This is a genomic window from Pseudomonas sp. S2_C03, assembly GCF_054668405.1.
In genome coordinates this window covers 698851-725840 of sequence record NZ_CP162766.1, presented here as the reverse complement: position 1 = coordinate 725840, position 26990 = coordinate 698851, and the positions used below count along the sequence as shown (strand labels likewise).

General features: G+C 60.5%; 27 protein-coding genes. 5 read left to right on the top strand and 22 right to left on the bottom strand.

The window, feature by feature from the left end:
- Window positions 1-158 precede the first annotated feature (158 nt).
- Both AB4N64_RS03420 and AB4N64_RS03415 read right to left on the bottom strand, forming a co-directional pair.
- Window positions 159-1088, bottom strand: coding sequence for an electron transfer flavoprotein subunit alpha/FixB family protein (locus tag AB4N64_RS03420; protein ID WP_460121985.1), 930 nt, complete (start codon window positions 1086-1088; stop codon window positions 159-161).
- Window positions 1089-1090: 2 nt separating this feature from the next.
- Window positions 1091-1840: an electron transfer flavoprotein subunit beta/FixA family protein gene (locus AB4N64_RS03415; protein ID WP_192306085.1), complete on the bottom strand. Its 750-nt coding sequence runs from the start codon at window positions 1838-1840 to the stop codon at window positions 1091-1093.
- Between the two features lie 548 nt (window positions 1841-2388).
- Between AB4N64_RS03415 and AB4N64_RS03410 the strand changes: the two genes are divergently transcribed.
- On the top strand, window positions 2389-4053 hold the full coding sequence (locus AB4N64_RS03410; protein WP_460121983.1) for an electron transfer flavoprotein-ubiquinone oxidoreductase: 1665 nt from the start codon (window positions 2389-2391) through the stop codon (window positions 4051-4053).
- Window positions 4054-4187: 134 nt separating this feature from the next.
- On the opposite strand, the gene AB4N64_RS03405 is transcribed toward AB4N64_RS03410, so the two are convergent.
- The 6 genes from AB4N64_RS03405 to AB4N64_RS03380 form a co-directional block, all read right to left on the bottom strand.
- A complete protein-coding gene (locus AB4N64_RS03405; RefSeq protein WP_460121981.1) occupies window positions 4188-4991 on the bottom strand; it encodes an IclR family transcriptional regulator in 804 nt (267 codons plus the stop codon).
- Between the two features lie 60 nt (window positions 4992-5051).
- Window positions 5052-6362 (bottom strand): MFS transporter, encoded by a 1311-nt coding sequence (locus AB4N64_RS03400; protein WP_460121980.1) that lies wholly within the window; start codon window positions 6360-6362, stop codon window positions 5052-5054.
- Between the two features lie 172 nt (window positions 6363-6534).
- Complete coding sequence (gene dgoD / locus AB4N64_RS03395; RefSeq protein WP_224536146.1) at window positions 6535-7683, bottom strand: galactonate dehydratase; 1149 nt, start codon at window positions 7681-7683, stop codon at window positions 6535-6537.
- Window positions 7684-7730: 47 nt separating this feature from the next.
- The gene (locus AB4N64_RS03390; RefSeq protein WP_460121978.1) at window positions 7731-8351 is read right to left on the bottom strand and encodes a 2-dehydro-3-deoxy-6-phosphogalactonate aldolase; all 621 of its coding nucleotides are present in this window, start codon (window positions 8349-8351) and stop codon (window positions 7731-7733) included.
- A gap of 19 nt (window positions 8352-8370) precedes the next feature.
- Window positions 8371-9363, bottom strand: coding sequence for a 2-dehydro-3-deoxygalactonokinase (locus AB4N64_RS03385; RefSeq protein WP_460121976.1), 993 nt, complete (start codon window positions 9361-9363; stop codon window positions 8371-8373).
- 153 nt (window positions 9364-9516) lie between these two features.
- Entirely contained in the window at window positions 9517-9999 is a 483-nt protein-coding gene (locus AB4N64_RS03380) for an N-acetyltransferase family protein (protein WP_460121974.1), read from the bottom strand.
- A gap of 192 nt (window positions 10000-10191) precedes the next feature.
- Here AB4N64_RS03380 and AB4N64_RS03375 point away from each other — a divergent pair, with 192 nt between their 5' ends.
- From AB4N64_RS03375 to AB4N64_RS03360, 4 genes are all read left to right on the top strand, one after another.
- Entirely contained in the window at window positions 10192-11394 is a 1203-nt protein-coding gene (locus tag AB4N64_RS03375; protein ID WP_460121972.1) for an MFS transporter, read from the top strand.
- Window positions 11395-11479: 85 nt separating this feature from the next.
- Window positions 11480-11803 (top strand): hypothetical protein, encoded by a 324-nt coding sequence (locus tag AB4N64_RS03370; protein WP_460121970.1) that lies wholly within the window; start codon window positions 11480-11482, stop codon window positions 11801-11803.
- A 40-nt stretch (window positions 11804-11843) separates the two neighbouring features.
- On the top strand, window positions 11844-12098 hold the full coding sequence (locus AB4N64_RS03365) for a hypothetical protein (RefSeq protein WP_460121968.1): 255 nt from the start codon (window positions 11844-11846) through the stop codon (window positions 12096-12098).
- A 65-nt stretch (window positions 12099-12163) separates the two neighbouring features.
- Window positions 12164-12541, top strand: a complete 378-nt coding sequence (locus AB4N64_RS03360; RefSeq protein WP_460121966.1) for a Rho termination factor N-terminal domain-containing protein — start codon at window positions 12164-12166, stop codon at window positions 12539-12541.
- Window positions 12542-12772: 231 nt separating this feature from the next.
- On the opposite strand, the gene AB4N64_RS03355 is transcribed toward AB4N64_RS03360, so the two are convergent.
- The 14 genes from AB4N64_RS03355 to AB4N64_RS03290 all read right to left on the bottom strand — a co-directional run bounded on the left by AB4N64_RS03355 (window position 12773) and on the right by AB4N64_RS03290 (window position 26942).
- A complete protein-coding gene (locus tag AB4N64_RS03355; protein WP_460121965.1) occupies window positions 12773-13696 on the bottom strand; it encodes a PfkB family carbohydrate kinase in 924 nt (307 codons plus the stop codon).
- The gene (locus tag AB4N64_RS03350; RefSeq protein WP_460121963.1) at window positions 13689-15155 is read right to left on the bottom strand and encodes a purine-cytosine permease family protein; all 1467 of its coding nucleotides are present in this window, start codon (window positions 15153-15155) and stop codon (window positions 13689-13691) included. The genes AB4N64_RS03355 and AB4N64_RS03350 overlap by 8 nt, the downstream gene beginning before the upstream one ends.
- A gap of 234 nt (window positions 15156-15389) precedes the next feature.
- Window positions 15390-16388 (bottom strand): ADP-ribosylglycohydrolase family protein, encoded by a 999-nt coding sequence (locus AB4N64_RS03345; protein ID WP_460121961.1) that lies wholly within the window; start codon window positions 16386-16388, stop codon window positions 15390-15392.
- Complete coding sequence (locus AB4N64_RS03340) at window positions 16385-17098, bottom strand: GntR family transcriptional regulator (RefSeq protein ID WP_460121959.1); 714 nt, start codon at window positions 17096-17098, stop codon at window positions 16385-16387. Before AB4N64_RS03340 ends, AB4N64_RS03345 begins: the two co-directional genes overlap by 4 nt.
- Before the next feature lie 205 nt (window positions 17099-17303).
- A complete protein-coding gene (araH, locus tag AB4N64_RS03335; protein WP_460121957.1) occupies window positions 17304-18272 on the bottom strand; it encodes an L-arabinose ABC transporter permease AraH in 969 nt (322 codons plus the stop codon).
- 12 nt (window positions 18273-18284) lie between these two features.
- Window positions 18285-19829, bottom strand: coding sequence for an L-arabinose ABC transporter ATP-binding protein AraG (araG, locus tag AB4N64_RS03330; RefSeq protein WP_460121955.1), 1545 nt, complete (start codon window positions 19827-19829; stop codon window positions 18285-18287).
- Between the two features lie 65 nt (window positions 19830-19894).
- Entirely contained in the window at window positions 19895-20899 is a 1005-nt protein-coding gene (locus AB4N64_RS03325; protein ID WP_460121954.1) for a substrate-binding domain-containing protein, read from the bottom strand.
- A 122-nt stretch (window positions 20900-21021) separates the two neighbouring features.
- Window positions 21022-21840 (bottom strand): SDR family oxidoreductase, encoded by an 819-nt coding sequence (locus tag AB4N64_RS03320; RefSeq protein WP_460121952.1) that lies wholly within the window; start codon window positions 21838-21840, stop codon window positions 21022-21024.
- A gap of 199 nt (window positions 21841-22039) precedes the next feature.
- Entirely contained in the window at window positions 22040-22915 is an 876-nt protein-coding gene (locus AB4N64_RS03315; RefSeq protein ID WP_460121950.1) for an SMP-30/gluconolactonase/LRE family protein, read from the bottom strand.
- A 39-nt stretch (window positions 22916-22954) separates the two neighbouring features.
- On the bottom strand, window positions 22955-23671 hold the full coding sequence (locus AB4N64_RS03310) for a FadR/GntR family transcriptional regulator (RefSeq protein ID WP_460121948.1): 717 nt from the start codon (window positions 23669-23671) through the stop codon (window positions 22955-22957).
- Between the two features lie 207 nt (window positions 23672-23878).
- Window positions 23879-24439, bottom strand: a complete 561-nt coding sequence (locus tag AB4N64_RS03305) for a DUF1285 domain-containing protein (RefSeq protein ID WP_460121947.1) — start codon at window positions 24437-24439, stop codon at window positions 23879-23881.
- Window positions 24440-24455: 16 nt separating this feature from the next.
- Entirely contained in the window at window positions 24456-25064 is a 609-nt protein-coding gene (locus tag AB4N64_RS03300; RefSeq protein WP_460121945.1) for a DUF4823 domain-containing protein, read from the bottom strand.
- 132 nt (window positions 25065-25196) lie between these two features.
- On the bottom strand, window positions 25197-26165 hold the full coding sequence (locus AB4N64_RS03295) for a GTP 3',8-cyclase MoaA (RefSeq protein WP_460121943.1): 969 nt from the start codon (window positions 26163-26165) through the stop codon (window positions 25197-25199).
- A 138-nt stretch (window positions 26166-26303) separates the two neighbouring features.
- Entirely contained in the window at window positions 26304-26942 is a 639-nt protein-coding gene (locus AB4N64_RS03290; RefSeq protein ID WP_008031613.1) for a TetR/AcrR family transcriptional regulator, read from the bottom strand.
- Between the last annotated feature and the right edge of the window lie 48 nt (window positions 26943-26990).

Below are 26990 nucleotides of genomic sequence, written 5' to 3'. Positions count from 1 at the left end.
GCTCGCGATGGACGACAGAGCACCGCGGGGTGTCAGGCGCCCAGCGTTTTCGTTGACAACCATCGCGAGCAAGCTCGCTCCTACAGGGGGGCAGAAAAATCGAAAGCAAAAAAAAGCCCGACCAAAAGGTCGGGCTCTTTATAGGTCAAGCGGCTGGATTAGACCAGCTTCTCGAACTCGGGGATGGCTTCGAACAGGTCTGCCACCAGGCCGTAATCGGCCACCTGGAAGATCGGCGCTTCTTCGTCCTTGTTGATCGCAACGATCACTTTGGAGTCTTTCATGCCGGCCAGGTGCTGGATCGCGCCGGAGATACCGACCGCGACGTACAGCTGTGGCGCAACGATCTTGCCGGTCTGGCCGACCTGCATGTCGTTGGGTACGAAACCTGCGTCGACCGCGGCACGCGAGGCACCGACAGCAGCGCCCAGCTTGTCGGCCAGGGCGTACAGGTGCTTGAAGTTGTCACCGTTCTGCATGCCACGGCCGCCGGAAACGACGATCTTGGCAGCGGTCAGTTCCGGACGATCGGACTTGGCCAGTTCCTCACCAACGAAGCTGGAGATACCAGCGTCGTGAGCCGCAGCGACGGCTTCAACGGCAGCCGAACCACCTTCGGCGGCAACCGGGTCGAAACCGGTGGCACGTACGGTGATCACCTTGATCGCAGCGTTCGATTGCACGGTAGCGATGGCGTTACCCGCGTAGATCGGACGCTTGAAGGTGTCGGCGCTTTCTACCGAGATGATCTCGGAGATCTGGTCAACGTCCAGTGCAGCGGCAACGCGCGGCAGGATGTTTTTGCCGTTGGAAGTCGCGGCAGCCAGGATGTGACTGTAGCTTTTGCCCAACTCTGCAACCAGCGGAGCAACGTTTTCTGGCAGCTGGTGCGCGTAGGCCGCGTTATCAGCATTCAGGACCTTGCTCACGCCAGCGATTTTCCCGGCGGCTTCGGCCACGGTACCAGCGCCCTGGCCAGCGACCAGAACGTGGATGTCGCCACCGATTTTGGCGGCGGCAGCTACGGTGTTCAGCGTGGCCGGAGCCAGGGCTTTACCGTCGTGTTCAGCGATTACCAAGATAGTCATGATTAGATTACCTTCGCTTCGTTTTTCAGTTTCTCGACCAGTTCAGCCACCGACTTGACCTTGATGCCTGCGCTGCGTGCGGCAGGCGCTTCGACTTTTACGGTCTTGTTGGTGGAGGCGGTGGAAACGCCCAAAGCGTCCGGAGTCAGCGTCTCGAGAGGCTTCTTCTTGGCTTTCATGATGTTTGGCAGGGACGCGTAGCGCGGCTCGTTCAAACGCAGGTCGGTGGTGACGATGGCCGGCAGCTTCAACGAAACGGTCTGCGCGCCGCCATCGATTTCGCGAGTCACGGCAACGCTGTCGCCAGACACTTCGACCTTGGATGCGAAGGTGCCCTGACCGTAGCCGCTCAGTGCAGCCAGCATCTGGCCAGTCTGATTGTTGTCGCTGTCGATGGCTTGCTTGCCCAGGATCACCAGTTGCGGCTGCTCCTTGTCGACAACGGCCTTCAACAGTTTGGCGACGGCCAGGGATGTCAGATCTTCAGCGGATTCGACGAGGATGGCGCGGTCGGCACCCAGAGCCAGTGCGGTGCGCAGCTGCTCCTGAGCGGTGGACGGGCCGACGGAGACGACGACGATTTCAGTCGCAACGCCTTTTTCTTTCAGGCGTACGGCTTCTTCCACTGCGATTTCGCAGAATGGGTTCATCGACATCTTCACGTTGGCGAGGTCGACGCCGGAATTGTCCGCCTTGACGCGGACCTTGACGTTGTAATCCACAACGCGTTTGACAGCTACAAGAACCTTCATGGATTCCTCGTTACTCTCCGGTGAAAAGAAAGTCGCCTGGGCGTACCTGGCGGTTGATGCTCATCGGGCGCAAGGGCACCTCCAAAAACGCCGGCCTGTGTGTCAAGTGATGGACGCTCATGATGTTGATGACCGTTCGTCAGGGGTGACTACTCGGTCATCGCATTACACGGCGTGTAAACTGCGCGGATAACCCCACGCCTTGCATCACCTTCTACTGCCATCGCCCTGTCTTTAGAGGTGCTCTTGAAACCACCGGTCAGCCTACGGCGAGCGCAAAACCGACCGTATCTTGACCGGAACGCCTATTCCGGTCAATACGGCAAAATAGCCGTTCATAAGCCGCGTGACTTTGATTTATCTGGCTTTGAGCCATTTCAAACAAACGTTTGTATTGGACGCTGAGAGTGGTGTAGATATAATGCGCCACCCAGAGAGAAAGGTGGCTCATCGATTGTCCTCTTCCCCGTTCACGCAGGGATTCATGGATGCGACACCAAACCTCCAAATAGAAAAAAAACCGTTGAGCCTTGAGTAGGAGAAAACCTGTGGAACGCGAATACATGGAATTCGACGTGGTCATCGTCGGTGCCGGCCCCGCTGGTCTTTCCGCCGCCTGCCGGTTGAAGCAGAAGGCTGCTGAAGCCGGTAAGGAAATCAGCGTCTGCGTGGTCGAAAAAGGCTCTGAAGTGGGTGCTCACATCCTGTCCGGTGCCGTGTTTGAACCGCGCGCCCTGAACGAATTGTTCCCGGACTGGAAAGAACTCGGTGCACCGCTGAACACGCCGGTGACCCGCGACGATATCTACGTACTGAAGAACGCCGACAGCGCGCAACAGATTCCTGACTTCTTTGTGCCCAAGACCATGCACAACGAAGGCAACTACATCATTTCCCTGGGTAACCTGTGCCGCTGGCTCGCCCAGCAGGCCGAGAACCTGGGCGTGGAAATCTACCCGGGCTTCGCCGCCCAGGAAGCGCTCATCGACGAAAACGGCGTGGTTCGCGGGATCATCACCGGCGACCTGGGTGTCGACCGTGAAGGTCATCCCAAAGAAGGCCTGTACACCCCCGGCATGGAACTGCGTGGCAAATACACGCTGTTCGCCGAAGGTTGCCGTGGCCACATCGGCAAACAGCTGATTAAGCGTTTCAACCTCGATACCGAAGCCGACGCCCAGCACTACGGCATTGGTCTCAAGGAAATCTGGGAAATCGACCCGGCCAAGCACCAGCCAGGCCTGGTGGTCCACACCGCCGGTTGGCCAATGGACATTATGGGCACCGAGAACACCGGTGGCTCGTTCCTCTATCACCTGGAAAACAATCAGGTGTTCGTCGGCCTGATCGTCGACCTTTCCTACAGCAACACCTACCTGTCGCCGTTCGACGAGTTCCAGCGCCTCAAGCATCACCCGGTGCTCAAGCAGTACCTGGAAGGCGGCAAGCGCATCAGCTACGGCGCACGCGCGATCTGCAAGGGCGGCCTGAACTCGCTGCCGAAAATGGTCTTCAAGGGTGGCGCGCTGATCGGTTGCGACCTCGGCACCCTGAACTTCGCGAAGATCAAGGGCAGCCACACCGCGATGAAGTCGGGCATGCTCGCTGCCGAATCGGTGGCTGACGCGCTGTTCGCCGACAAGGACGGCAGCGAAGAGCTGACTTCCTACGTCGACGCGTTCAAAAACAGCTGGCTGCATGAAGAACTGTTCGCCAGCCGCAACTTCGGCCCGGCGATCCACAAGTTCGGCGCTATCGTCGGTGGTGGTTTCAACTGGCTGGACCAGAACATCTTCGGCGGCAAAATGCCGTTCACCCTGCACGACAACAAGCCGGACTACGCCTGCCTCAAGCTCGCGGCCGACTGCAAGAAGATCGACTATCCGAAACCGGACGGCAAACTCAGCTTCGACAAATTGAGCTCGGTGTTCATTTCGGGGACCAACCACGAAGAAGAACAACCCTGCCACCTGAAGCTCACCGACCCGAGCATTCCGCTGAGCAAGAACCTGCCGCTGTACGACGAACCGGCACAGCGTTACTGCCCGGCCGGCGTGTATGAAGTCGTGACTCAGGAAGACGGCGAGAAGCGCTTCCAGATCAATGCCCAAAACTGCGTTCACTGCAAGACCTGCGACATCAAGGACCCTGCGCAGAACATCACCTGGGTGACACCGGAAGGTGCCGGCGGCCCGACTTACCCGAACATGTAAGCCGGTTGCTCTGATAAAAAGGCTCCCTACACGGGGGCCTTTTTGTTACCCACAATTCCTGTCGGAGCGAACACGTCAGAAACTGCGCTCGAAACAGCGCCTGTGCCGCAATTGTGCGTCGAGCACCTCGAAGCTCAGACCTTCAGACCAAGCTCCGCCGACAGCCGGGCTGTGACCCCTTTGATCAGGGGAATCAGCTCGGCCATTTTTTCCAGTGGCATGTACGGCACCGTGCTCGCAATGCTGATGCCGGCGACGATGCGCTTGCTGGCATCGCGTATTGGTGCGGCGACGCAGCGGATCGACGGTTCGTTGTCTTCCAGGTCGAAGGCGTAGCCACCGGCCACGTACTCGACCATGCGCTGGCGGAACTGCGCCCAGGATTGCTCCGGGTGCTGCGGCCAGAACTGATTTTTCCCACCTTCTGGCAAGCTGACTTCGTACAACCGTTGCCATTCTTCCTCGGTGTCATCCAGCATCAGCGCCTTGCCGATCCCGGTGCGTGCCAACGGCATGCGGTGGCCAACCCGTGAACGCATTTCCGGGCCGTTGCGCCCTGGGTTCTTGTGCAGATACAAGACTTCGTCGCCTTCGCGAATCGCCAGGTGAATGGTGTCGCCGGTCAACGCCGACAACTCATCCAGATACGGCCCGGCCAGGGTCACCAGCGGCAGCTCTTCACGGGCCTGGAAACCCAGCTCGATCAACTTCGGCCCCAGCAGATAACCGATCTGCGGCACCACGCGTAAGTAACGCTCGTCCACCAGGCAACTGGCCAGTCGATGCGTGGTACTGCGCGTGGTGCCGATCAGACGGGCGATTTCCTTCAGGTCGCGTGCACCACTGGCCACGGCCTGCACGACACCCAAACCGCGAAGCAAAGTCTGGGTGCCAGTGGGCGCAGCGTCCTTGGTGTGTTTTGCAGCGTCTTCCTGCATATCCAGCCTTTAGCGTTGAGCGAGTGAACGGGCGGCATTATGGTCGCCCGAGGGCTGCGACTACAACTCGATACGCTCGACCTTGCCCACCAGCAGGATGTAGGAAAGCGCACCCAGCAAGGCCAGAACCGAGATGTAGGTAATGGCTGGCGCGAAGGAATCTCCGCTGGCGAGGAAACCGATGACGATCGGCGTGGCGATGGCCGACAGGTTACCGATGAAGTTGAAAACGCCACCGGTCAATCCCAGCAGACGCGCCGGTGCCAGGGTCGAAACCAGCGACCAGGTGATGGACGCCAGGCCGTTGCCGAAAAAAGCCAGCGCGAGGAAGGCAATCACCAGCGGCGTCGATTCGACGAAGTTGGCCCCGATGATCGAGGTCGAAATCAGCAAACCGCCGATGATCGGCAACTTGCGGGCAAAGCCCACGGAGTAACCACGACGGATCAGGAAGTCCGAGAAGAAACCCGAGCAGAGCACGCCCACGAAGGCCGCCAGGAACGGCAACGATGCCAGCAACCCGGACTTGATGAAGTCCATGCCACGGTATTTCACCAGGTAGGTCGGGAACCAGGTGAGGAAGAACCACAACGTCGAGTTGAGGCAGAACTGGCCCAGGTAGATGCCCCAGAGTTTGCGTTTGGTCAGGACGATGCCCAGGTCGGTCCAGCTGAATTTGGCTTTGACCTTGGCTTGTTCCTTCTGGATGTCCACCAACCCGCCGCCTTCGCGGATCAAGTCGATTTCAGCCTGGTTGGCGCCCTTGAAGTCCCGTGGCTCACGATACACGGCGTACCAGATCACCGCCCACAGAATGCCCACCGCGCCGGTGGTGACAAACACCATGTGCCAGCCGAATTCATGCTGCAGCCAGGCGAGGACCGGCGTCAGGAACGCCAGGCCGACGAACTGCCCGGAGGTGTAGAAACCGATGGCCGTGGCGCGCTCGCGCTCGGGGAACCAGGTGGTGACCACCCGGCTGTTGATCGGGTACGCAGGGGCTTCCAGGGCGCCGACCGCCATGCGCAGGACGAACAGCGCGATGAAGCTGCCAGCGAAGCCGAGCATCACCGTGGCGATCGACCACAGCAACAATGCGGCAGTGTAGAGAATGCGCGGCGGAACACGATCGACCAGCCAGCCGCCGGGGATCTGCATGGCGGCATAGGTCCAGCCGAACGCGGAGAAGATCAGCCCGACATGGATCGGGTCGATGCCCAGGTCGCTGGTCAGTGCCGGGGCGGCGATGGACAGGTTGCTGCGGTCCAGGTAGTTGATCACCACGGTGATGAACAGCAGGACCATGATGAAAAAACGCTTGCGGCTGGGCGTCACCAACGACGCCTGCCCGGTGAGGGTTTGCGATTGCATGGGGGTGCCTCTTTTTATCTTTATTGAGGTCGAGCTGAAGCGCTGAGTCAGTCCCCTTGTGGGAGCGGGCTTGCTCGCGATAGCGGTGTGTCATTCGACATCGATGCCGGCAGACAAACCATCGCGAGCAGGCTCGCTCCCACAGGGGGCTATAAGATGAATCAAACGAGACTCACCACTCGGCAAAACTGCCATCGGCATGACGCCAGATCGGGTTGCGCCAGCGGTGGCCGACCGCTGCACGCTCGATCACGTATTCCTCGTTGATCTCGATGCCCAGGCCCGGGCCGTTGGGGATCTTCACCATGCCCTGGTCGTAGTCGAACACCCGCGGGTCCTTCACGTAGTCGAGCAGGTCGTTGCTCTCGTTGTAGTGGATGCCCAGGCTCTGTTCCTGAATGAACGCGTTGTAGCAGGCCGCGTCCAGTTGCAGGCAAGCCGCCAGGGCAATCGGGCCCAGCGGGCAATGCAGCGCCAGCGCGACGTCGTAGGCCTCGGCCATGTTGGCGATCTTGCGGGTCTCGGTGATCCCCCCGGCGTGAGAGGCGTCGGGCTGGATGATGTCGACGTAGCCTTCGCTCAACACACGCTTGAAATCCCAGCGTGAGAACAGGCGTTCGCCCAGCGCAATCGGCGTGCTGGTCAGTGGTGCCAGTTCCTTCAACGCTTCGTAGTTTTCACTGAGCACCGGTTCTTCGATGAACATCAGCTTGTACGGGTCGAGTTCCTTCATCAGCACCTTGGCCATTGGCTTGTGCACCCGGCCATGGAAGTCCACGCCAATGCCGACGTTCGGGCCGACCGCATCACGCACGGCGGCAACGTTGGCCAGGGCCAGGTCGACTTTTTCGAAGGTGTCGAGAAATTGCAGTTCTTCGGTACCGTTCATTTTGACGGCCGTGAAACCACGAGACACCGCTTCTTTCGCCGCGCGGGCGGTGTCTGCAGGGCGGTCGCCGCCGATCCACGAATACACGCGAATCTTGTCGCGAACCTGACCACCGAGCAGGTCGCTGACCGACACGCCCAGCGCCTTGCCCTTGATGTCCCACAACGCCTGGTCGATGCCGGCGAGTGCGCTCATGTGGATGGCGCCACCCCGGTAGAAGCCGCCGCGGTAAAGCACGGTCCAAATGTCTTCGATGTTGCGTGGGTCTTTGCCGATCAGGTAGTCGGACAATTCTTCGACGGCAGCCGCGACAGTGTGAGCGCGGCCTTCGACCACGGGCTCGCCCCAACCGGTCACGCCTTCATCGGTTTCGACCTTGAGGAAGCACCAGCGCGGCGGAACGATGAAGGTGGTCAGCTTGGTGATTTTCATCTGATTGTCTCTCTTGTTAGATGCAGCGCTTGCAGCGCCGAAAATGCTTAGCGAAGAGCCTTCCAGGCCGCGACGTAGGCCTTGGCATTGGCCGCTACTTGCTCGGGCGACATGCCCGGCTTGAACAAACCGGAACCGAGGCCGAACCCTCGAACGCCAGCGTCGATGAACACTTGCATGTTGTCCGGGGTGATCCCGCCCACCGGTGCCAGGATGGTTCCGGCCGGCAACACGGCCAGCCAGGCCTTGACCACCGCCGGACCCATTTGCTCAGCCGGGAACATCTTCAGCACATCGGCGCCTTCCGCCAGCGCGGCAAACGCTTCGGTAGGCGTCGCCACACCCGGTGACAGGAACAATCCGGCCGCCTTCGCCGCGCGCAACACCTTGGCATCGCTGTGCGGCATGACGATCACCTGGCCACCAGCGGCTTTCACCTGCTCGACCTGTTCCGGCGTCAACACCGTGCCGGCGCCGATCAGGCAATCGGCAGGCAAGGTGCTACGCAGGATGCGGATACTTTCGTACGGTTCGGGTGAATTGAGCGGCACTTCGATGACGCGAAATCCGGCGGCGTACAGCACTTCGCCGATGGCCGCCGCTTCTTGCGGACGCAGGCCGCGCAGGATGGCAATCAGACCGTTTTGCGCCAGGGCTTGCTTGAGCATGTCAGACCTCCAGTCAGGTTTAACGCGAGGGTTGTTGGGGGACGAGGCCAGCGGCAACCGCCAGTTGCCACAAACCGCGCTCGGTGGCCTGCTCGGCCAGCGTCACACGAGCAAAACCGCAGGCGTCGAGGGCCCGGCTGTAGCGGGAGCAGAGTTGGCTGTTGCCAATCAGAATGACCGAAGGCAGGTGCACGCTGCAGCGCCGACGACGCAGTACGGCGGCCAGCGCCGTCAGTTCATGGCCGATGAGCAGGCCGGACAGGTAATCCGCTTGAGCACTGGCGCTGAGCTCGCCGGTCAGGCCGAGGCTGCGGGCACTGAACATCGTCGACAGCGGACCGGTTTCGCCCTCGGTCGACAGCGCCACTTGCACGCCACGGTCAAATGCAGCGCTGTCAAAGGACCCGCCGCGTTGTTGGGTGCGTCCCAGAATGCTGTGATCGCTGAGCACCGCGAAGACTTCGCCGGTCATGAAAGTGTCGAAATGCACGATGCAACCGTCGGCCACTTCCACCCACTTCGAATGACTGCCCGGCAGGCCGATCAGCAGATCGTCACCCTTCTCTTCCGGCAGACGTTGCAGAACGCCCAGGACCTGGGTTTCTTCGCCGCGCATCACATTGGGCAGGCGCGAACGCTGGATCACGCCCGGCACGATATGCACGTCGACACCGCGCACACTGCGCACGGTTTGCAGCGAAGTGCCCAGATTGGCGACATTGGCCGGTGTGTCGCAGTACGCCGCTTCGCGCCAGCCCTGGGCGCTGCCGACCATGCCACAGGCAATCACCGGCAGACCAGGTTGGGCGTCAAGCCAATCGCCGCAGGCATCAAGGAACGCCAGTTCAAAACCGTCGGTGCACATCACGCCGCCGATGTCTCGCGGCGTGACGGGCAACTGCATGATGCCGCACGACAGCGAGCGCTGTTCCAGCACCTGGCCATCTGCAGCGAGTTTGTAAGCACGTAATGAGGTTGTCCCCCAATCGAGCGCGATCAATTGCGCCAGCATCGCTTCACCTGTTTTGTTTATTGGGCAGTGAGTGAGCCGGACTATAAACCCGCAAAGCGATAAATCTCAATATATAAATACTTATCCCATATTGTGAGACAAAACAAAAAAAAGACCGCAGCCATTGCGATCTTCTCAAACGTTTGGGAGCAGTCAGTTGCCTTGGGCAAACTCGCGCAACACCGCACCATCCATCCGGTAACGCACCCACTCCTCTTGCGGTTGCGCCCCCAGCGACTTGTAGAACTCGATAGCCGGCGTGTTCCACTCCAGCACACTCCACTCAAAACGCCCGCAATCATTGGCGCAGGCGATTTTCGCCAGGTGGCGTAGCAGGGTCTTGCCTGCTCCGCCGCCGCGCTGTTCGGGTGTGATGTACAGGTCTTCCAGGTACAGGCAATTGCTGCCCAGCCACGTCGAATAGCTGAAGAAGAACACGGCGAAACCGATCGGCACGCCGTCACGCAGGCAGATCAGGCCATGGGCCGTGGCGCCTTCGCTGAACAGGCTGCGTTCGATGTCGGCAACGCTGGCGATGACTTCGTGGCGGGCGCGTTCGTAGTCGGCCAGTTCGGTGATGAACCCGAGGATTTGCGGGGCATCGCTCGGGGTCGCCGGGCGGATCTCGATGGTCATGGACGGGCCTTCGTCAAAATGGAAAACGTCATGGTATGTCGACGCGGCGCACGCGTCACAGGGATTTATCCCAAGCCCTGCGCATTACTCCGGTCATTACTCATCCTGAAATCGAGAACCAGAGACCTAACATCTTCGCCTCGCGTGATAGATAGAAGACTCTTTGCAATGAACGGGTCAAGGAACCGCGTCATGTCCAGTGCTCCACCCCAAGTCTCGCGCAAGCTGTTTGGCATGTTCTGCCTGGCCAGCTATCTGTTGTCGCTGTCGTACGGCTCGACGTTTCTGTTGTCACTGCTGATCGGTGCACGCGGAGGGAACGAACACGATGCCGGTAGCGTGATCTCTGCGGCAATGCTCAGTACGTTCGCGGCGGTGATCGTCTCCGGGCATTTGTCCGATGTGTTCGGTGCGGCGCGCTCGATTGCGTTGTTCGGCGTTCTGCTGGTGGTGGCCAGCCTGGGGTTCGCCATGACGCCGGGCTTCGGGCACCTTCTGCTGTTTTTCGGCCTGTTGCTGGGGTTGGGCTGGGGCGTCTTCTATACGCTCGGGCCGATCATCGTCGCCAGCCTGGTCGTGCCCGCGCAACGCGCCAAATACTTCGCCCTGCTGTCGGGCAGCATGATGACCGGCATCGGCAGCGGCCCGTTGCTGGGGCGTGCGGCCAGCGCACTGGGCTACCCGCTGACTTCGGCGTTTTACCTCGCGGCACTGGCCAGCCTGATCGGCGTCGTGCTGTTCTGGCGCCTGGACGCGCGGTTAAACAAGGCGCCCTCGCCCACCGCCAGCGTCGCGCGCATCTCGTGGAGAGCCACCTTTGAAGTGCTGTCGTCCAGGGCGGTGCTGCCGATCGTCATGGTGGGTCTGGGCGGTTGCGTCTTTGGTGGCCTGTCGAGTTTCCAAACCAGCTATGCGACATCACGTTCGCTGGATTACTCGCTGTTCTTTTTCGGCTTCATGGGCGCCGCAATCAGTAGTCGCATGTTGATCGCGGGCTTCGTGGTCAAGCGCGATCCGCTGCGCGCTTCATGCCTGTTGTCGGGGTTGATGATGGGTTCGATCGTGCTGTTCGGCTTTGTCGTCGACAACAGCTTCACCTACGTGCTGGCCGCAATGACGCTTGGCGTAGGCTATGGACTGACGTACTCGGTGATCAACGGCCTGGCCGCCAACGAAGCACCCGGCGGAGTCACCGCGCAAGCGTTACTGCTGTTCAGTCTGTCGTACTTTATCGGCGTGTTCGGCTTCCCGTTGCTGGCGGGCAAGATCATCGTCGAACAAGGCATGGGTACACTTTTGCTGACAATTCTGGCGGTGGCGTTGTTGAACTGGTTGATCACCGTAGGCCGCCTGCTCTGGCGCCGGTTCAACCTCAAGACGCCACAGCCGGCCTGAACCGTTCGTCGTTCATCAGGCACCAATCCAAAGGGAGGGTGGACCAACATCAGGTAAGGACTCTTAATGAAATGGAGACGACACCATGCTCATGTCCCGACTGACCGCCCTCACCTTCGCTACCCTGTTGTCCTCTGCAGCGTTCGCTGACACTACCGCCTCAGGAACAGGCCCGACCGACCCGGTCACCAAACCTCAATCTCCAGCCATTCAAAGCGCGCCCGGTATCAACACCGATGGCGGCGGCGTCGATCAGAACCTGCCGCCGTCTACCGGCACCGACCCACGCACCAAAGGCAACGACACGGGACGCCAAGGCGTACCAGACGGCGCCACTCCGGACAATACCGGCACTCGCTCCAAAACCACCACTGGTGGTTCGGGCTCCGAAGGCGGCGCCAATCAGTAAATCGCCACGCCAGTAATCCATTGCCATGAAAGAGGTAACCATGAACGTCGATGAAAACCTTGAGAAAGAAGTCCTGACCCGTTTGCTGCACGCTCATCCGAGCGGGCTGGGTAAAGAGGTCCTGGACAATTACCGGGGAGAGAAAGTCGTGGCCAGCACCCTGGCCACACTGCAGGAGCGCGGGTTGATCCAGCAGGGTCACGTGGTGTGCAACGAGGCTGGCGAGCACTCGTTGAACCTGCCGATCAAGCTCAGTGCCGCCGGGGTCGAGGCGGCGCGCAAGCTGGATGTCTGACGCGAAATATCCGGTCGCCGCCACGAGCGGTGGCGACCTTCGATGCATACACCAGGAGAATTGCCATGCCTCGTGGAAGCAAAGACAAGTACACCGCCGAGCAAAAACGCAAGGCTGAACACATCGAGGAAAGTTACGAGCACAAAGGAGTGTCGAAAGATGAAGCCGAGGCTCGGGCTTGGGCCACGGTCAACAAACAGTCAGGTGGCGGGGAGCGCAGCGGATCGGGTCGCAAGAAGCCGGCGCGGGCGAAGTCCGAAGATCGCAAGGAGTCCTCGAGACGCGCTGTGGCCAGCCGTGAGGGGCACCCGCGAAGCAGCAAGGCCTCCCGAGAAACCCAGACCGTAGCGAGCTTGAAGAAAGAAGCCTCGGCGAAGAAGATTCCGGGGCGCTCCACGATGCGCAAGCAGGAGTTGATCGAGGCGTTGCGCAAGGCCGGCTGAGTCTTGAGTGTTGCAATGAGGCTGATGGCCTCTTCGCGGGCAAGCCCGCTCCCACAGATTGGACACGCCCCTGTAGGAGCGAGCTTGCTCGCGATGGGGCCGGTACAGGCACCAGAGTTTTGTGTTGAAGCCGATGGCCCTTCGCGAGCAAGCTCGCTCCTACAGGGGCACGCATTCAGCAGAAGGAATGCCGTGGGAGCGAGCCTGCTCGCGATGGGGCCAGCTCAGGCTCTATAAGGACTGGCGGATAAACGCATCCACCTCAGCAGCCCCAGGCGCCGTCGCCGGCCCCCAGCGCGTCACCGCCAAAGCCGCCGCTGCATTCGCCCGCCGCGCCGCCGCGAGCACCGGCAGGCCTTGCGCCAACCCGGCGAGGAACACCCCGGCATGGGCATCACCGGCACCGTTGCTGTCCACCGCTTCGACTTTGAAACCCGGTACGTGACTGCGGATGCCACCCTGATTGATCCAGCAGCCCCGAGGCCCGTCACGCACCACCATCATGACCTTGGGCGAAAGCAATCCAGCCAACTGACCGAGTGCTGCGTCGAGGTTCGATTCCCCGGTGATCTTCAGCGCCTCAACGCTGTTGCTGGTCCACACATCAATGCGCGGCATCAAGGCCCGCAACAACGGCGCATCCGGTGAGTCCACCAGTGGCCCCGGATCAAACACTACGCTGATTGCCGCAGGCAGTCCCAGCACCCAATCCAACAGGGCCTGGGCCTTGCCGACCTGCGACAGGCTATAGCCACTGACGTAGACAAAGTCTCCCGCCTCGACCGGCACGCCGGCCAGTTCCTCGGCGGACACCTCACCTTCTGCACCGATGTAGGAAATGAAGCTGCGCTCGGCTGACGCCTCGGTAACCGCCACGCACAAACCGGTATCGCGCTCGGCAGGCTGGACGATGCCAAGGTGAATGCCTTCAGCCGCCATCGCCGCCCGGGCCAGGTCGCCGAAACGACCATTGCCATGACGCCCGAGGTAAACCACTGGCAAGCCATTGCGCTGCGCAGCGGCCATCACATTGAAGCCGCCGCCGACCTCAAAATCGGCGGACTGGGCCAACACATCGCCACCCGGTGGTGGCAGCTTGTCTACCGCCATGACCAGGTCGATGATGACCTGGCCGGTGTGTAACAACTTAGGCATGAGCATTCTCAATCACGGCAGCACGACGATCCCTGGCCCCGCCGAGTACAGCGTAAATCCCACCGGCGACCAGGAACGTCACGATCCAGCCCAAGCCGTTATGACCGAGCCAGGAGTCGGAGAGGAAACCGCGAAACCAAACGGTCTGTTCGGTGGTGCCAATCGTGGTGAAGCTGAAACCCAGCACGATCGCCACGGCCCAGGCACCGAACGCCCGCCATTCGACGCCGCCGCGATACCAGTAGGCGCTGCTCGGGGTGACATCCAGCAAGTCGGCAGGGCTGTAGTAGTGACGGTGAATCAGGTCGACTACAAAGATCCCGACCCAGGCCGTGATCGGCACCGCCAGCAGGGAAATGAACGTGATGAACGGGCCGTAGAAGCTGTCAGCGATCAGCATGAAGTAGATGGAGCCGGCGAAGATCGCCACGATGTCGACCACCACCGCGTACACGCGCTTGACCTTCAGGCCCAGGGTCAACGTAGTCAGGCCAGCGGAGTACACCGACAGGTTGTTGGACAGCAGCAGACCGCCAAATGCGGTGATCAGGTACGGCACCGCCATCCAGGTCGGCAGCATGTCGCGAATCGCGACGATCGGGTCAGTGGCCGACGCCAGGTCATTGTTGCCCACCGACAGCAGGCCGCCGAGGGTGATCAGCAGCACCAGTGGAATGCCGGCACCAAACGCTGCCGATGCAACCAGGCGCACGGCCTTGACGCTGCGATGCTGGTAGCGCGACATGTCGGCACCGGCATTGGCCCAACCGATACCGGTGCCCGCCGCCATGGTGCCGATGCCGATGATCATTGCGCTCATCGGCGCCGGCGTGGCGTTGAACACGGCACTCCAGTCGATGGTGGCGCAGAGGAAGCCGCCCACCAGAATGTTCAGCGCCCCAAACACATAGGTCGCCCATTTTTGGATCACCAGCAGCGTCGCGTGGCCTAGCCCCGACACCGACAACGTCAGGAGCACGAAAATCGCGATGAAGACCAGCGTCAGCAAAGGTGCGCTTTTCGCTTCCACCGGCGAGCCGAACAGGATCGAACACAACGACAGCAGTACGAAGGCCGCAGTGGTGGTGTTGACGGTTTCCCAACCCAGACGCGACATCAGCGAAACCAGCGTCGGGCCGATGTTGCCGCGCACGCCGAAGATCGCCCGCGACAGCGTCAGGCTCGGTGCTCGGCCACGACGACCGGCAATGGAAATGATCCCCACCACCGCGAAGGAACCGGCGGCCCCGAGAATCGCGACGATGATCGCCTGCCAGATCGCCAACCCCCGAAACGCTACCAACGTGGCCCCCAGCGGCAGGCCGAGGATGGAAATGTTGGCGGCGAACCAGACCCAGAACAGTTGCAGCGGATGCCCGTTGCACTCCGCTTCCGGTACCGGTTCGATCCCCCGGGTCTCCAGTTGCCCGGCGCTTTGCCCGACGTTTGATGAACTCATGTAAAAGGCTCCTGTTGCCATTTTTGTGCTTGTGGGCAATTGCAGAAATCGACAAAACATCCCGGCGGTCCTGGCCGTGTTGTGCGATCCATTGCGGTGAATAATTCGATAAAGCGGTGCACCCCTGTAGGAGCGAGGTTGCTCGCGATGGTAGCCCAGACACCGCGGGGATTCAGACATCCCGCGTTATCGTTGACGACCATTGCGGGCAAGCCCGCTCCTACAGGGTGTGCGTCAGCGCAGTGCGAGAAGCCCTTGCACCAAAGGCTCCAGCTTCAACCCGTTGACAGTCTTGACCTGCTCGATCATCGAGGCTGGCCAGCTTTCAAGGCCCAGGCAGGCCCCCAGCATAGCCCCGAGAATCGCCGCGATGGTGTCGGTGTCGCCACCCAGGCCGGCGGCCATGCACAGCGCGTCGAAGGCATTCATCTCACCGATGGCCACTTGCTGCGCCAACGCGAACGAAACCACCACCGACTCCTGCGACGCCACGGACGTGCCGATCACGTCGTAAAGCAGATCCGCAAGCAACGCCTTGTCACGATCAACGCTGATGGTACGCGCCCAACTGATCCGCGAGGCAATGCGCCCGCCCGCGACCCAGTGTCCATGCTCTTCGGCCTGCTGTGCGATCTGCTGGCCGAGGTTCAACGCCTCGCCCAGATCCATGCCGTTGATACCGGCCGAGACCACCGCCGCCACCGCCGCCGCACTGGAGATGCCCAGCGTGGTGTTATGGGTGACCTGGCAGGCCTGCACCACGGCAGCGATGAATGCCTGTGGCTTGGCGACATCGGCGGCAATGCCCACCGGTGTAATGCGCATCGCCGCGCCGTTGGTGGTGCCGTAGCGCCCGGCTTCTTCAGGCGAATGGCCGGCAAGGATCATCTCGATGGCGCGCTTGGTCGACGGGCCGAGCAAATCCTGCGAGCCCTTGGCCTGCATCGCCGCTTCCCATTCGATCAGTCGCTGCGCCAGCAACGCAGGTTCGATGGTGCCCCGGCCATCAACCAGCAACTGGCCGACCAGGATCGCCTGCTCGGTGTCATCGGTGATGGAGCCCTTGGGCATGTTGGCGGCAATCGGCTGATGGGGGCCTGCATCTTCCAGGCGTGTGATCTCGCCGAAACGGGACTGGATTTCGGCACGGCTCAGCGATTGGGTCGGCATGCCCAGCGCATCACCCAGGGCCAGTCCGTAGAATGCGCCCAGGGCACGATTGAGCGCCGTCATTGTGTATTTCCAAATTGCAGGTGCAGGCGAAAATGTACGGGATCGAGCAGGCTTTCGACCTGTTCCATGAAACGGTTTTGCCGGTCGTAGGTCGTCCGCAACGCTTTGAGGAATACGGTGCCGGTGGGGCGTCCGAGTAGCTGGGCGTCTTCGGCACTCAAGGGTTCGGCGCCAATCCACTGGTCGCCGCGTTCGCCGATGTAGCCGTAGGCGGCCAGGGTAATGGTCAGGGAGTTGTCGATCAGGCCGACTCGCGGCAGGCTTTCCAGGCCCCCGGTGGCAGGCATCAATGAGCGTTCAAGGGAGACCAGCGTGCCGTCGTTGGCGCGACGGCGGCGGTCGAGTGTGATGAACTGGTCGGTGCCAAAGCGCGACAGCAGGTCCGGTCGCGTGACCGCCTCCAGCCGCAGTACTTCGGTATTGACCAGCGCCCCGCTGTCGGCCAGTGCCTGCGCCCAGCCGCTGCGCTGATCAAGCACCACGCCGTCGAAAGTGACGATGGAACCTACTCCGCTTTGGGTCGCAATGTATTTGCGCCGTTTCAGTTCGGCCAGCGCTTCACGCAGCGTGCCGCGGCTGACCTTGAATTCTTGAGCCAACTGATGCTCACCCGGCAATAGAAAACCGTCCTCCAACAGACCGCTTTCAATGCGCCGGATGAGTTCGTCGACCACCCGTTGTTTCTTGTCGAATCGTACCTGTCTAATCATGTACAAATTGATACCCGAAACATGCTGTTACGGGCAAGGAATATTTAAGGGAGGTGACAGGTGGAGGGCTGACCGCTGCGCGGTCAATCGCGACGGTTCGACGCCTCGACAAGCTCGCTCCTACAGTGATCGCATTTCAACTGTAGGAGCGAGCTTGTCGAGGCGTCGAACCGTCGCGATTGGCAATATCAGATCAACACGATTCTCAACGCTGCTTCAACCGGTCAATCACCACCGCCAACAGCAGGATCGAACCGCGAATCACATACTGGTAGAAGGTGTCGATGTTCTTGAGGTTCATGGCATTCTCGATGATCGCCAGAATCAACACCCCGGCAATCACATGCCGGATCATGCCAATACCGCCACTGAGCGATACGCCACCCAGAACGCAAGCCGAAATTACCGTCAGTTCAAAACCCTGGCCAATCATTGGCTGGCCCGAAGTCATGCGCGACGCCAGGATCACCCCGGCCAATGCGCCGATCACGCCGTGCACGGCGAAGATGATGATCTTGGTCCGGTCAACGTTGACGCCGGCCAGCAACGCCGCTTCCTGGTTGCCACCGATGGCCATGGTGTTGCGTCCGTACGTGGTGTAGTTCAGCAGCCAGCCGAAAAACAGGAAGCAAACGATGGTGATCAGGATCGGCACCGGTACGCCGAACAACTGGCCGTTGCCGTAGACGAAGAACGATTCCTGGGACACGCCCACCGCTTTGCCGTTGGCGAAGATGTAGGCCAGGCCACGCACGATTTGCATGGTCGCCAGCGTAGTGATCAAGGCATTGACCCGCAGCTTGGCAATCACGATGCCATTGATCAGCCCGACGATCAGCCCCATGCACAGCGCCGCCGCCACGCCGAGGAATACGCTGTCGGTGTCACGCATCACCACCGCCGCGACCACACCGGCACAGGCAATCACCGAACCTACCGACAAGTCAAAATGCCCCGATGCCAGGCAATACAGCATCGTGCACGCGGCAATGCCGGTGGTGGAGATCGCCAGGCCCAGGCCGCGCATGTTGAGCGGCGAGAGGAAGTTGTCGATCAGCAGTGTGCAAAGCACGAAGATACCGACCGCTGCCGCCAGCATCGCCCAGTCATCGAGAAAGCGCCGCAGGTCCAGCGGTTTGCGCGTCGTCGGCAGGGTTTCGTTTTGGGTTGTCATCATAGTCACCTCTCAGTTCGCCACGCCGTCAGCGCGTTGGCGCGGCAAAGCCAGTTGCAGCAGGTTGGATTCATTGGCCTGTTCGCGGCTTAGCTCGCCACGCATTGCCCCTTCGCACATCACCAGGATCCGGTCGGAAATGCCCATGACTTCCATCAGGTCGCTGGACACCACGATGACCGCGATCCCACTGTCGGCCAGGTTATGAATGATCTGGTAGATCTCGGCCTTGGCGCCGATGTCGATGCCACGAGTGGGCTCGTCGAGCAGCAGCACCTTCATCGGCATCGACAGCCATCGACCGAGGATCGCCTTCTGCTGGTTGCCGCCGGAGAGAAACTTGATCTGTTGTCCGGCATGGGGCGTTTTCACCCTGAGCGCCTTGATCTGCTTGTCAGCATTGTCCTTTTCCCAGAGCCCGCGAATCAGGCAGCGGAAACCGGAATGGGCCGGGCGTGCGCTGATGTTGATGTTTTCGGCGACACTGCCCAACGGAATGATGCCCTCCTTCTTGCGGTCCTCCGGACACAGCAGAATGCCGGCGGCGATCGCGTCCCGGGGTGAGCGTAGTTGCAATTCATGACCGCGCAATTCCAGGCGTCCGGCGCTGCTGCGCTCCAGGCCACTGAGCAGGCGGAACAGCTCCGTGCGCCCGGCACCCACCAGCCCGAACAGGCCGAGGATCTCGCCTTTGTGTGCGTCGAAACTCATCGGCTCGCGCAAGCCCGGCCCGAGGAGGCCATCGGCTCGCAACGCCACCGCCCCCCGCTTGCGCGGACGGTAATCGTAGATGTCCTGGATGTCGCGGCCGACCATGCAAGTGACCAGTTGATCGTGGGTCAGCTCGCTCATGTCCTCGAAGGTACGCACGTAGCGGCCGTCCTTGAAGACCGTCACCGCGTTGCAGATGCGGAACACTTCTTCCATGCGATGGGACACGTAGAGCACCACTTTGCCTTCATCGCGCAGGCGACCAATGATTGCCATCAAGCGATCGATCTCCCGCGCCGACAGGCTGCTGGTCGGTTCGTCAAAGGCGATCACGTGCGCGCCTCGGGACAGGGCCTTGGCGATTTCCACCAGTTGCCGCTGACCAAGAGACAGGCGCCCGACTTTCTCCTGCGGGTCGATTTCGTCCGCCAGGCCCTTGAGGCAGGCCAACGCCTGCTGGCGCAACGCGCCGCGATTGATCAGGCCGAAACTGGCGGGCAGATGCCCGAGAAACAGGTTTTCGGCGACGGTCATTTCCGGCACCAAGTGCAGCTCCTGGTGAATCACCGCCACCCCGCTGGCGATGCTGTCGGCCGTGGACTTGAAGGCCATCGTCCGTTCACCGATCTGTAAATCGCCGCTGCTGGGCGTGTAGGCACCGCCGAGGATTTTCAGCAGGGTCGACTTGCCGGCGCCGTTCTCGCCCATCAAGGCATGGACCTGGCCTGGATGTGCGACGAAGCTGATGCCGTCCAGCGCCTTGACGCCGGGAAAGGTCTTACCGATCCCGTTGAAACGTAAACTGCCGCCGGCGCTGTCTTGTTGTGTTTGTACTTGCGCGTGCATAAACCACCTCATCCCACGGATCAGGCAGCCCCGTTGCCAGGGCCGCCGGGGAAATCAATCGAGCCTCAGTTCCACAGGCCGATTTTTTCCAGTTCCTGCTTGAAGTTGTCCCGAGTGATCAGCGTCACGTCGTCCATGGCGGTGTACTTCGGCGGCTCCTTGCCGGTGGTGACCCACTCGAACATCATGCTGGCGGTGTTATAGCCTTCGATGTGCGGGCTGGGCAGCATCGAACCGAAGAAACCGCTGTTGGGCTTTTTCAGTTCACCGATGGCATCGGTGCCGTTGATGCCGATGCCGATCACGTTGGCCGCCGCAAACCCGGCGCTTTCGGTGGCGCGCACGCCGCCCAGCACGGTGTTGTCGTTCATGCCGCCAATGATCAGGTTTTTTGCCGCGCCCGGCAGTTTCACCAATGCAGAGTTGGTGGCGTCCATGCTGCCCGGCACGTCGAGGGTCTTGAGCGCCGAGAACAGGATGTGATCCTTCGGCATCCCGGCGTCTTCCAATGCCTTGACCGAACCGTCGGTGCGCTTCTTGCCTGTGTCCAGTTCGTTGTAGGTGTTGATCACCGCGTAGGTGTCTTTCCAGTCCCAGCCACGTTTTTTCGCTTCGGTGGCCATCGCCGCGCCCTGCTTCTGCCCGACCTCGTAAGCCGCCATCCCGAGGTACGGCACGTCTTCCATGAATTTGCCGCTGGCATCGACGAAGCGGTCATCCACGGCAATCACTTTCAAACCGTTGAGCTTGGCCTTGGCCATGATTGCCGGGCCCAGGGAGACGTCCGGCGGACAGATCACGAAACCCTTGGCGCCGTTGGCGGCAAGGCTGTCGATGGCAGAGAGGGTTTTCTCGCCGTCCGGCACGGCAATCTTGATCACGGTGAAGCCCTTGTCCTTGCCGGCTTTTTCCGCGAAGGCCCATTCGGTCTGGAACCAGGGCTCTTCCGCCTGCTTCACCAGAAAACCGATTTTGATTTCCTCGGCAGCCAGCAGCGTACTGCTCAGGCTGACGGCGGTAACCGCCAAGGCAACACGGCACAGGGAACGGATCCCACGACGACGATTCATAAGCTGACTCCTTGTTATTTTTTTTGAGCGTTAGTTGAAAGCCAATCAAAGGTTACTGCAAATAGTCATATTATATGATGATTGAATTACAGCCGCACTTTAGCGCCTGGAACCCCGGTTACTCAGTCGTGGTACAGCACCGAGCGACCACCATCGATGGTGATGCATGAAGCATTGATGAAGGGCGCTTCATCACTGGCCAGGAACACCGCGGTCATCGCCACTTCCATGGGCTGGCCGATGCGCCGTGGTGGATGCAGGTCGAACGCCCGTTGACGCTCGGCGTGCGGGTCGGCAAAACCGTTCCAGTAATCGATGTTCAGTTGGGTTTCGATGTAGCCTGGGGCGATGGCGTTGACCCGAATGCCCTTGGGCGCGTACTCGATGCCCAGCGCACGGGTCAGGCCGAGCAACCCGTGCTTGGCCACCGGATAGGGAAAACAGCCTGGAATGATGTGGCTGGAATGGGTCGAAGCGATGTTGATGATGCTGCCGACACCCTGTTCGATCATCTGTGGCAGTACGGCCTTGCAACCGAACCAGGCTCCGTCCAGGTCGATGGCGAAACAACGGCGCCAGTCTTCCTCGGTCATTTGCAGGGGATCGCGAAATACATTGACGCCTGCGCAGTTGACCAGCACGTCGATGCGGCCGTAACGCTCGACCGCCAGCCGTGCCATAGCATGCAAGTCCTGTGGGCTGGATACGTCGGCCCTGATCGCCTGGACGTCGAAGCCCTTGTCGCGCCAGAGAGCAGCGACTGCCTCGACCTTCTCGCCCTGGATATCACTGATGATCAATCGGGCCTGCTGGCAGGCGAAGGCCGCAACGATTGCCTCGCCGATGCCCTGGGCTGCGCCGGTCAGCAGTACGACCTTGTCTTTCAGGCGCTCACCCTGCGGCGGCTCGGGCACCGCTGGCAGCGAAAGGAGCTCAGCCATGCAGCGCGACTCCCTTTTCCAGGCACGACAAAAACCGGGCATCCATCGATGTCCGGTTGAAAATCCTGTAGGTAAATCGTTTCATCACTTCACCTGTTTTATTCTTTTTAAGTGTGAGTGCGTGCAACTGATGGATCTGACTATAAACCCGGCGGGCAAATAATCTCAATATATAATTTTACATCCCATATTTTGGGATTTAACCGGAAAATCTCGTACAGAGCTTTCCGGGCACATCGACCTCAATGGCCAGCACCGCGCCGTCCAATGGATGATTCTTCGGGCTCGCGGCACTGGTGACGTAGAGCGTTTTCAGGTCCGCGCCGCCAAATACACAGCTGGTAGGGCGACTGACGGGTAGCTCGATCACCTGATCGACCTGCCCCTGCGGGGTCAGCCTGAGCAGACAACTGCCGTCCCACCGTGCGTTCCAGATGAAACCTTCAGCATCCATCGCCGACCCGTCCGGCCCGCCGCGCTCATGGGGGCCGAACCACACTTGCGCCGGCTCCAGACCGCCATCGGTGCGGATGAAATACTGGTAGAGCACGCCGTCCAGGCTGTCGGCGAAATACAGCGTGGTGGCGTCATCGCTCCACAACAGGGTGTTGGGAATACCCAGCCCACGCAGCAACGGCGTGACCCGCGCATCCCGGTCGACGCGAAACAGACCGCCGCTGCGTCTCTCCAACGGCAGGTCTTCACCGCTTTCACCAATGTTGTTCTGCATGGTGCCGAGCCAGAGCCGGCCCTGCGCATCGCAACGGGCTTCGTTACCCCGATTGCCAGGTTGGGGGTCGGCAACGCAGAACAGCGTCAGCCTGGGTTCAAGACCGGGCGAATCGAGGTCCAGCCGATAGACGCCACTGCTCAACGTCACCAGTGCGTCGCCACTTTCACAGGGAATGAAGGCGGACACGTGCTCGGGCATCTGCCAGATCTGCACGTTGGCTCCGATCAGGCGCAGTGCCTGACGCCCGGCGATATCGACCCAATACAGCGCCTGGGTCGGTGCGTCCCAGAACGGCCCTTCACCCAATTGCGCACGGTGTTCGGTGACTGCGGTGAAACTCATGAAACCTCCGGCATTGTTGTTTTTATTGGGAGAGCCAGGTCAGCCTGCTTTCTTGTCGGCCATGACCTGTGGGTAAAAACGTTTGATCGCCAGGTCCGCATTATCGATCAGCGTCATGCAAGCCCACACGCCCCGCGCCGAATCCCGAGCGGCGATGGCGTCGGCCATCTCCTTGTGGATGGGCAGCGTGCGGCGCAGTTCGTCAGGGTCGGCGGCGGACACTTCGAACGACACCGCCAGCAACGCGCCGAGCGCCGGGACCATCTGCTCGATGAATTGGTTGTGGCTGGCGGCGAGGATGCACTCGTGGAAGCAGCGATCAGCCCGGTTGTAATCCGCATCGCTGCTGACCGCGCGCTCCAGGGCGTTGTAAGCCAGCAGAATCGCCTCCACCTGCTCGACCGTCGCTCGCTCGCATGCCCAGCGCACCGCCATGGGTTCGATGGTGCGACGCAAGTCCAACAGGTCGTCGACGAAGTTCTCCGGCAGACCGCTGCGCGACAGCCAGCCGACAACTTGCGGATCGAAGAGGTTCCAGCGTCGCACCGGTAGCACCCGTGTGCCGACCTTCGGCCCGACTTCGAGCATGCCCTTGGCAACCAGGGTTTTGATGGCTTCGCGAATGACCGTACGACTGACGCCGAGTTGCTCACCCAGATCGGCCTCAACCTTGAGGGCTTCGCCTGGCTTCACATGGCTCGCGGCAATCCAGCAACCCAGCCAATCGACTGTTGATGCATGAAAGCTGCTGGACATGGACACCTCGGACCTGATTACTGTGGAGGCCTACGCTAATCATCATATGATTGGGTGTCAATTTGAATTTCAGGAGAACCACTTTTTTACATGTGGGAGCGGGCTTGCCCGCGATTGCGGTGTGTCAGATGAGCATTGATTGACTGACACACCGCCATCGCGAGCAAGCCCGCTCCCACTGGGATCTCTCACTCGTGAGATTTCAGGTCAGGGCTCGAGACCAATGGGGAAGAATTGGCCACCACTCCAAACCCCCAACCACTGCTGCCCATCGATCTCGCGACTCACCGCCAGCTCCACCATCTGGTAGAACACATTGCGATGAATCAGGGCTTCGAGATTGGTGCGCACATGCACGTAAGGGGCGGGTTCGTCGGTCCGAGTATCGATCACCACGCGAATCGGATGGTCGGGCCCGGCTTCGGTGGTTTCCTCGACGTTGGTGGTAAAGCGCAGGATTTGCGACTCACCCTCGCCTTGCACATCCAGGGTCACCGCCACGAACGGCGCATCGTCAACCTTGATGCCGACTTTCTCGACCGGGGTGACCAGGAAATAATCATCGCCATCGCGGCGGATGATGGTGGAGAACAGCTTGACCATCGGCTTGCGCCCGATCGGCGTGCCCAGGTAATACCAAGTGCCGTCGCGAGCGATGCGCATGTCGATGTCGCCGCAGAACGCAGGGTTCCACAAGTGGACCGGTGGCAAGCCTTGGGTCTTGGGGATCTGCCCCAACAGGTCGTTGGCTTTTTGCGGGCCACTCATGGCGTTCTCCTGACGATTACTGGTCACTGAGCCCCAGCAGGCTGCGCGCATATTGTTCCAGCGGCGGGCCCATCAGGTCTTCCGGCTTTTTGTCGTGGAACGTCAGTAAACCGCCACGACTCTTGATGCGTGCAGTATCAATCAAATACTGGGTGCTGGTCTCGATCAACATGACCTGAATGACACCCGTGTCGACGCCGAGGCGGTCCACGGCTTCCTGGTCCAGCCATTCGTCAGAGTTACCGATACGGTCATCGGACTTGGCGAAACGGGTATAGAGCAGATAATGGGCACCCACTGCACGGGCTTCACCCATGGCCTGGTCCAGGCCTTCCGGCGCCCGAGCACGGCGCACCATCGGGAAGTATTCGATAAAGCCGTCAAAGGCGACTTCGGCGATCACATTGGGTCGCGGATACACGGCACTGTTCGGCGGCGCAAAGGCACCCTGGGCGATGTACACAAACGAATCCGGTTGAATGCGCAGGTTGTTCACGCGACGGCTATCGCTGTGGTCGAGCAGACCCGCGTCGCTCATGTGGTAGCGAGTCCCTTCAGCCATGTCGCTGACATTCATGCAGCCACCAAGCGCCAAAACGGCCAGCAGCAAAACCAGGCTACGCATCCTACCCTCCAGGAGCCGGTGACGGAAAACCGGCGAATGGCCATGGGATGCAGCTTCCGCGCCAGCTTGATACCTCGGCGGTGTCTGAGCCACCATCGCGAGCAAGCTCGCTCCTACAGGATCAGGACAGGATCAGCCGCCGATGATCTTCATGACAGTCGCCCCGCCGGAAAACGCCACATCCTGCTTGTCGCCCAAGGCTTTCATCAGCAAGCGCTGCAAGGCCGGCAAGGCTTGATGACGCGGCTTGTCCAGCAGATCGCCAACGTAGTGGCGGTTGCTCGACGACAGGCAGCCATGCAGCCAGCCGGTCGAGGACAGGCGCAAGCGCGAGCACGTTCGGCAGAAGGGCACGCTTTCGTTGGCAATCACGCCGAAATACCCTTGGCCCGGAATCTCGTAGCGCACCGCTGTGGCATCGACCGGTGCATCGGCCTGAAGGTATTCATGGTGATGGCCGATCAGGCTCAACAGTTGTTGCAGGCTGACGAATTGCTGTACGAACGCATTGGAGTCACTGGCAAGGTGGCCCATGCGCATCAGCTCGATAAAGCGCAACTCATAGCCGCGCTCCAGACAGTATTCGAGCAGGGGCATCACCTGGTCCAGGTTCTGTCCGCGCAACGGCACCATGTTGACCTTGATCTTCATACCGGCGGCACTGGCCTGCGCCATGCCATCGAGCACCGTCGCCAGATCGCCGCCGCGAGCAATACTGCGGAATGCACCGGCATCCAGGGTATCGAGCGAGACGTTGAGACGGCGGATACCGGCGTCGACCAGCAATGGCAGTTTTTTTGCCAGCAACTGGCCGTTGGTGGTCAGGCTGATGTCTTCAAGCCCCATCTGGCCGACGGCGGCCATGAAGGCTTCGAGCTTGGGACTGACCAGTGGCTCGCCACCGGTTATCCGTAAACGCTCGATGCCGGCGGCTTCGATCAGGTACGCCACGCCTCGGGCCATGGCCTCGGCCGACAGTTCATCCTGCGCAGCGACCAGCCGCTTGCCGTTCGGCACGCAGTAGGTACAGGCGTAATTGCAGGCTGAAGTCAGGCTGATTCGCAGATTGCGGAAACGCCTGCCTTGACGGTCAACGATCATGATCACTCCGGCACAGGGAAATCGGACTCACTGAAACTTGACTCACAAATCAAGTTTTAGCAAGCCCCATGCCTGAGTATATTACTGTGGTACTGCGCCATATAGCGAAATCATGGCGCGATGACGCAGCGGGATAACTCAGCTGCTCGGGGTGTCGGTATCACGCTTGCGCTTGTTGCCCATGCGTACACCGATGTCCATCAGGAACTGGAAGAAACCTTCCTGATCTTCCAGCACATTGCTCCAGAACGGCGAGTGATACAGCGCCACCGCGCCGTGCACCAGCGCCCAGGATGCGCAGTAATGGAAGTATGGAGGCACGTCTTCAAGTTTGCCTTCGCTGATCCGGCCCTTGATGAGCAGCGTCAGGCGTTCGAAGTTCGAGGCGCGGATCTTGTGCAGCTCCTCGATCATCTCCGGGACCTGGTTGCCCTTGACCACCTTTTCCTCAAGGCGATCGAACAAGCGGTAGCGTTGCGGATCGCGCATGCGGAATTCGAAGTAGGCCCGGGACAGGGCTTCCTTGTCCTTGTCGACGTCGGCCGAATGCAACAGCTCGTTCAGGTCGCGCTCGTAGTCGAGCATCAGGCGCAGGTAAATCTCCGCCTTGGACTTGAAGTGCTTGTAGATTGTGCCTTTGCCGATACCGACGGCATCAGCAATCATCTCGACGGTGACACTGTCTTCACCTTGGTCGAGGAACAGCTTGAGCGCGGTATCGAGAATTTCCTGCTCGCGGCGACGAAATTCACGGACCTTACGAGGTTCTTTATGCATAAGAAAAGGTCTGTCGGGGTCAAAATTCGAAGCCGCGTATTATGCCTA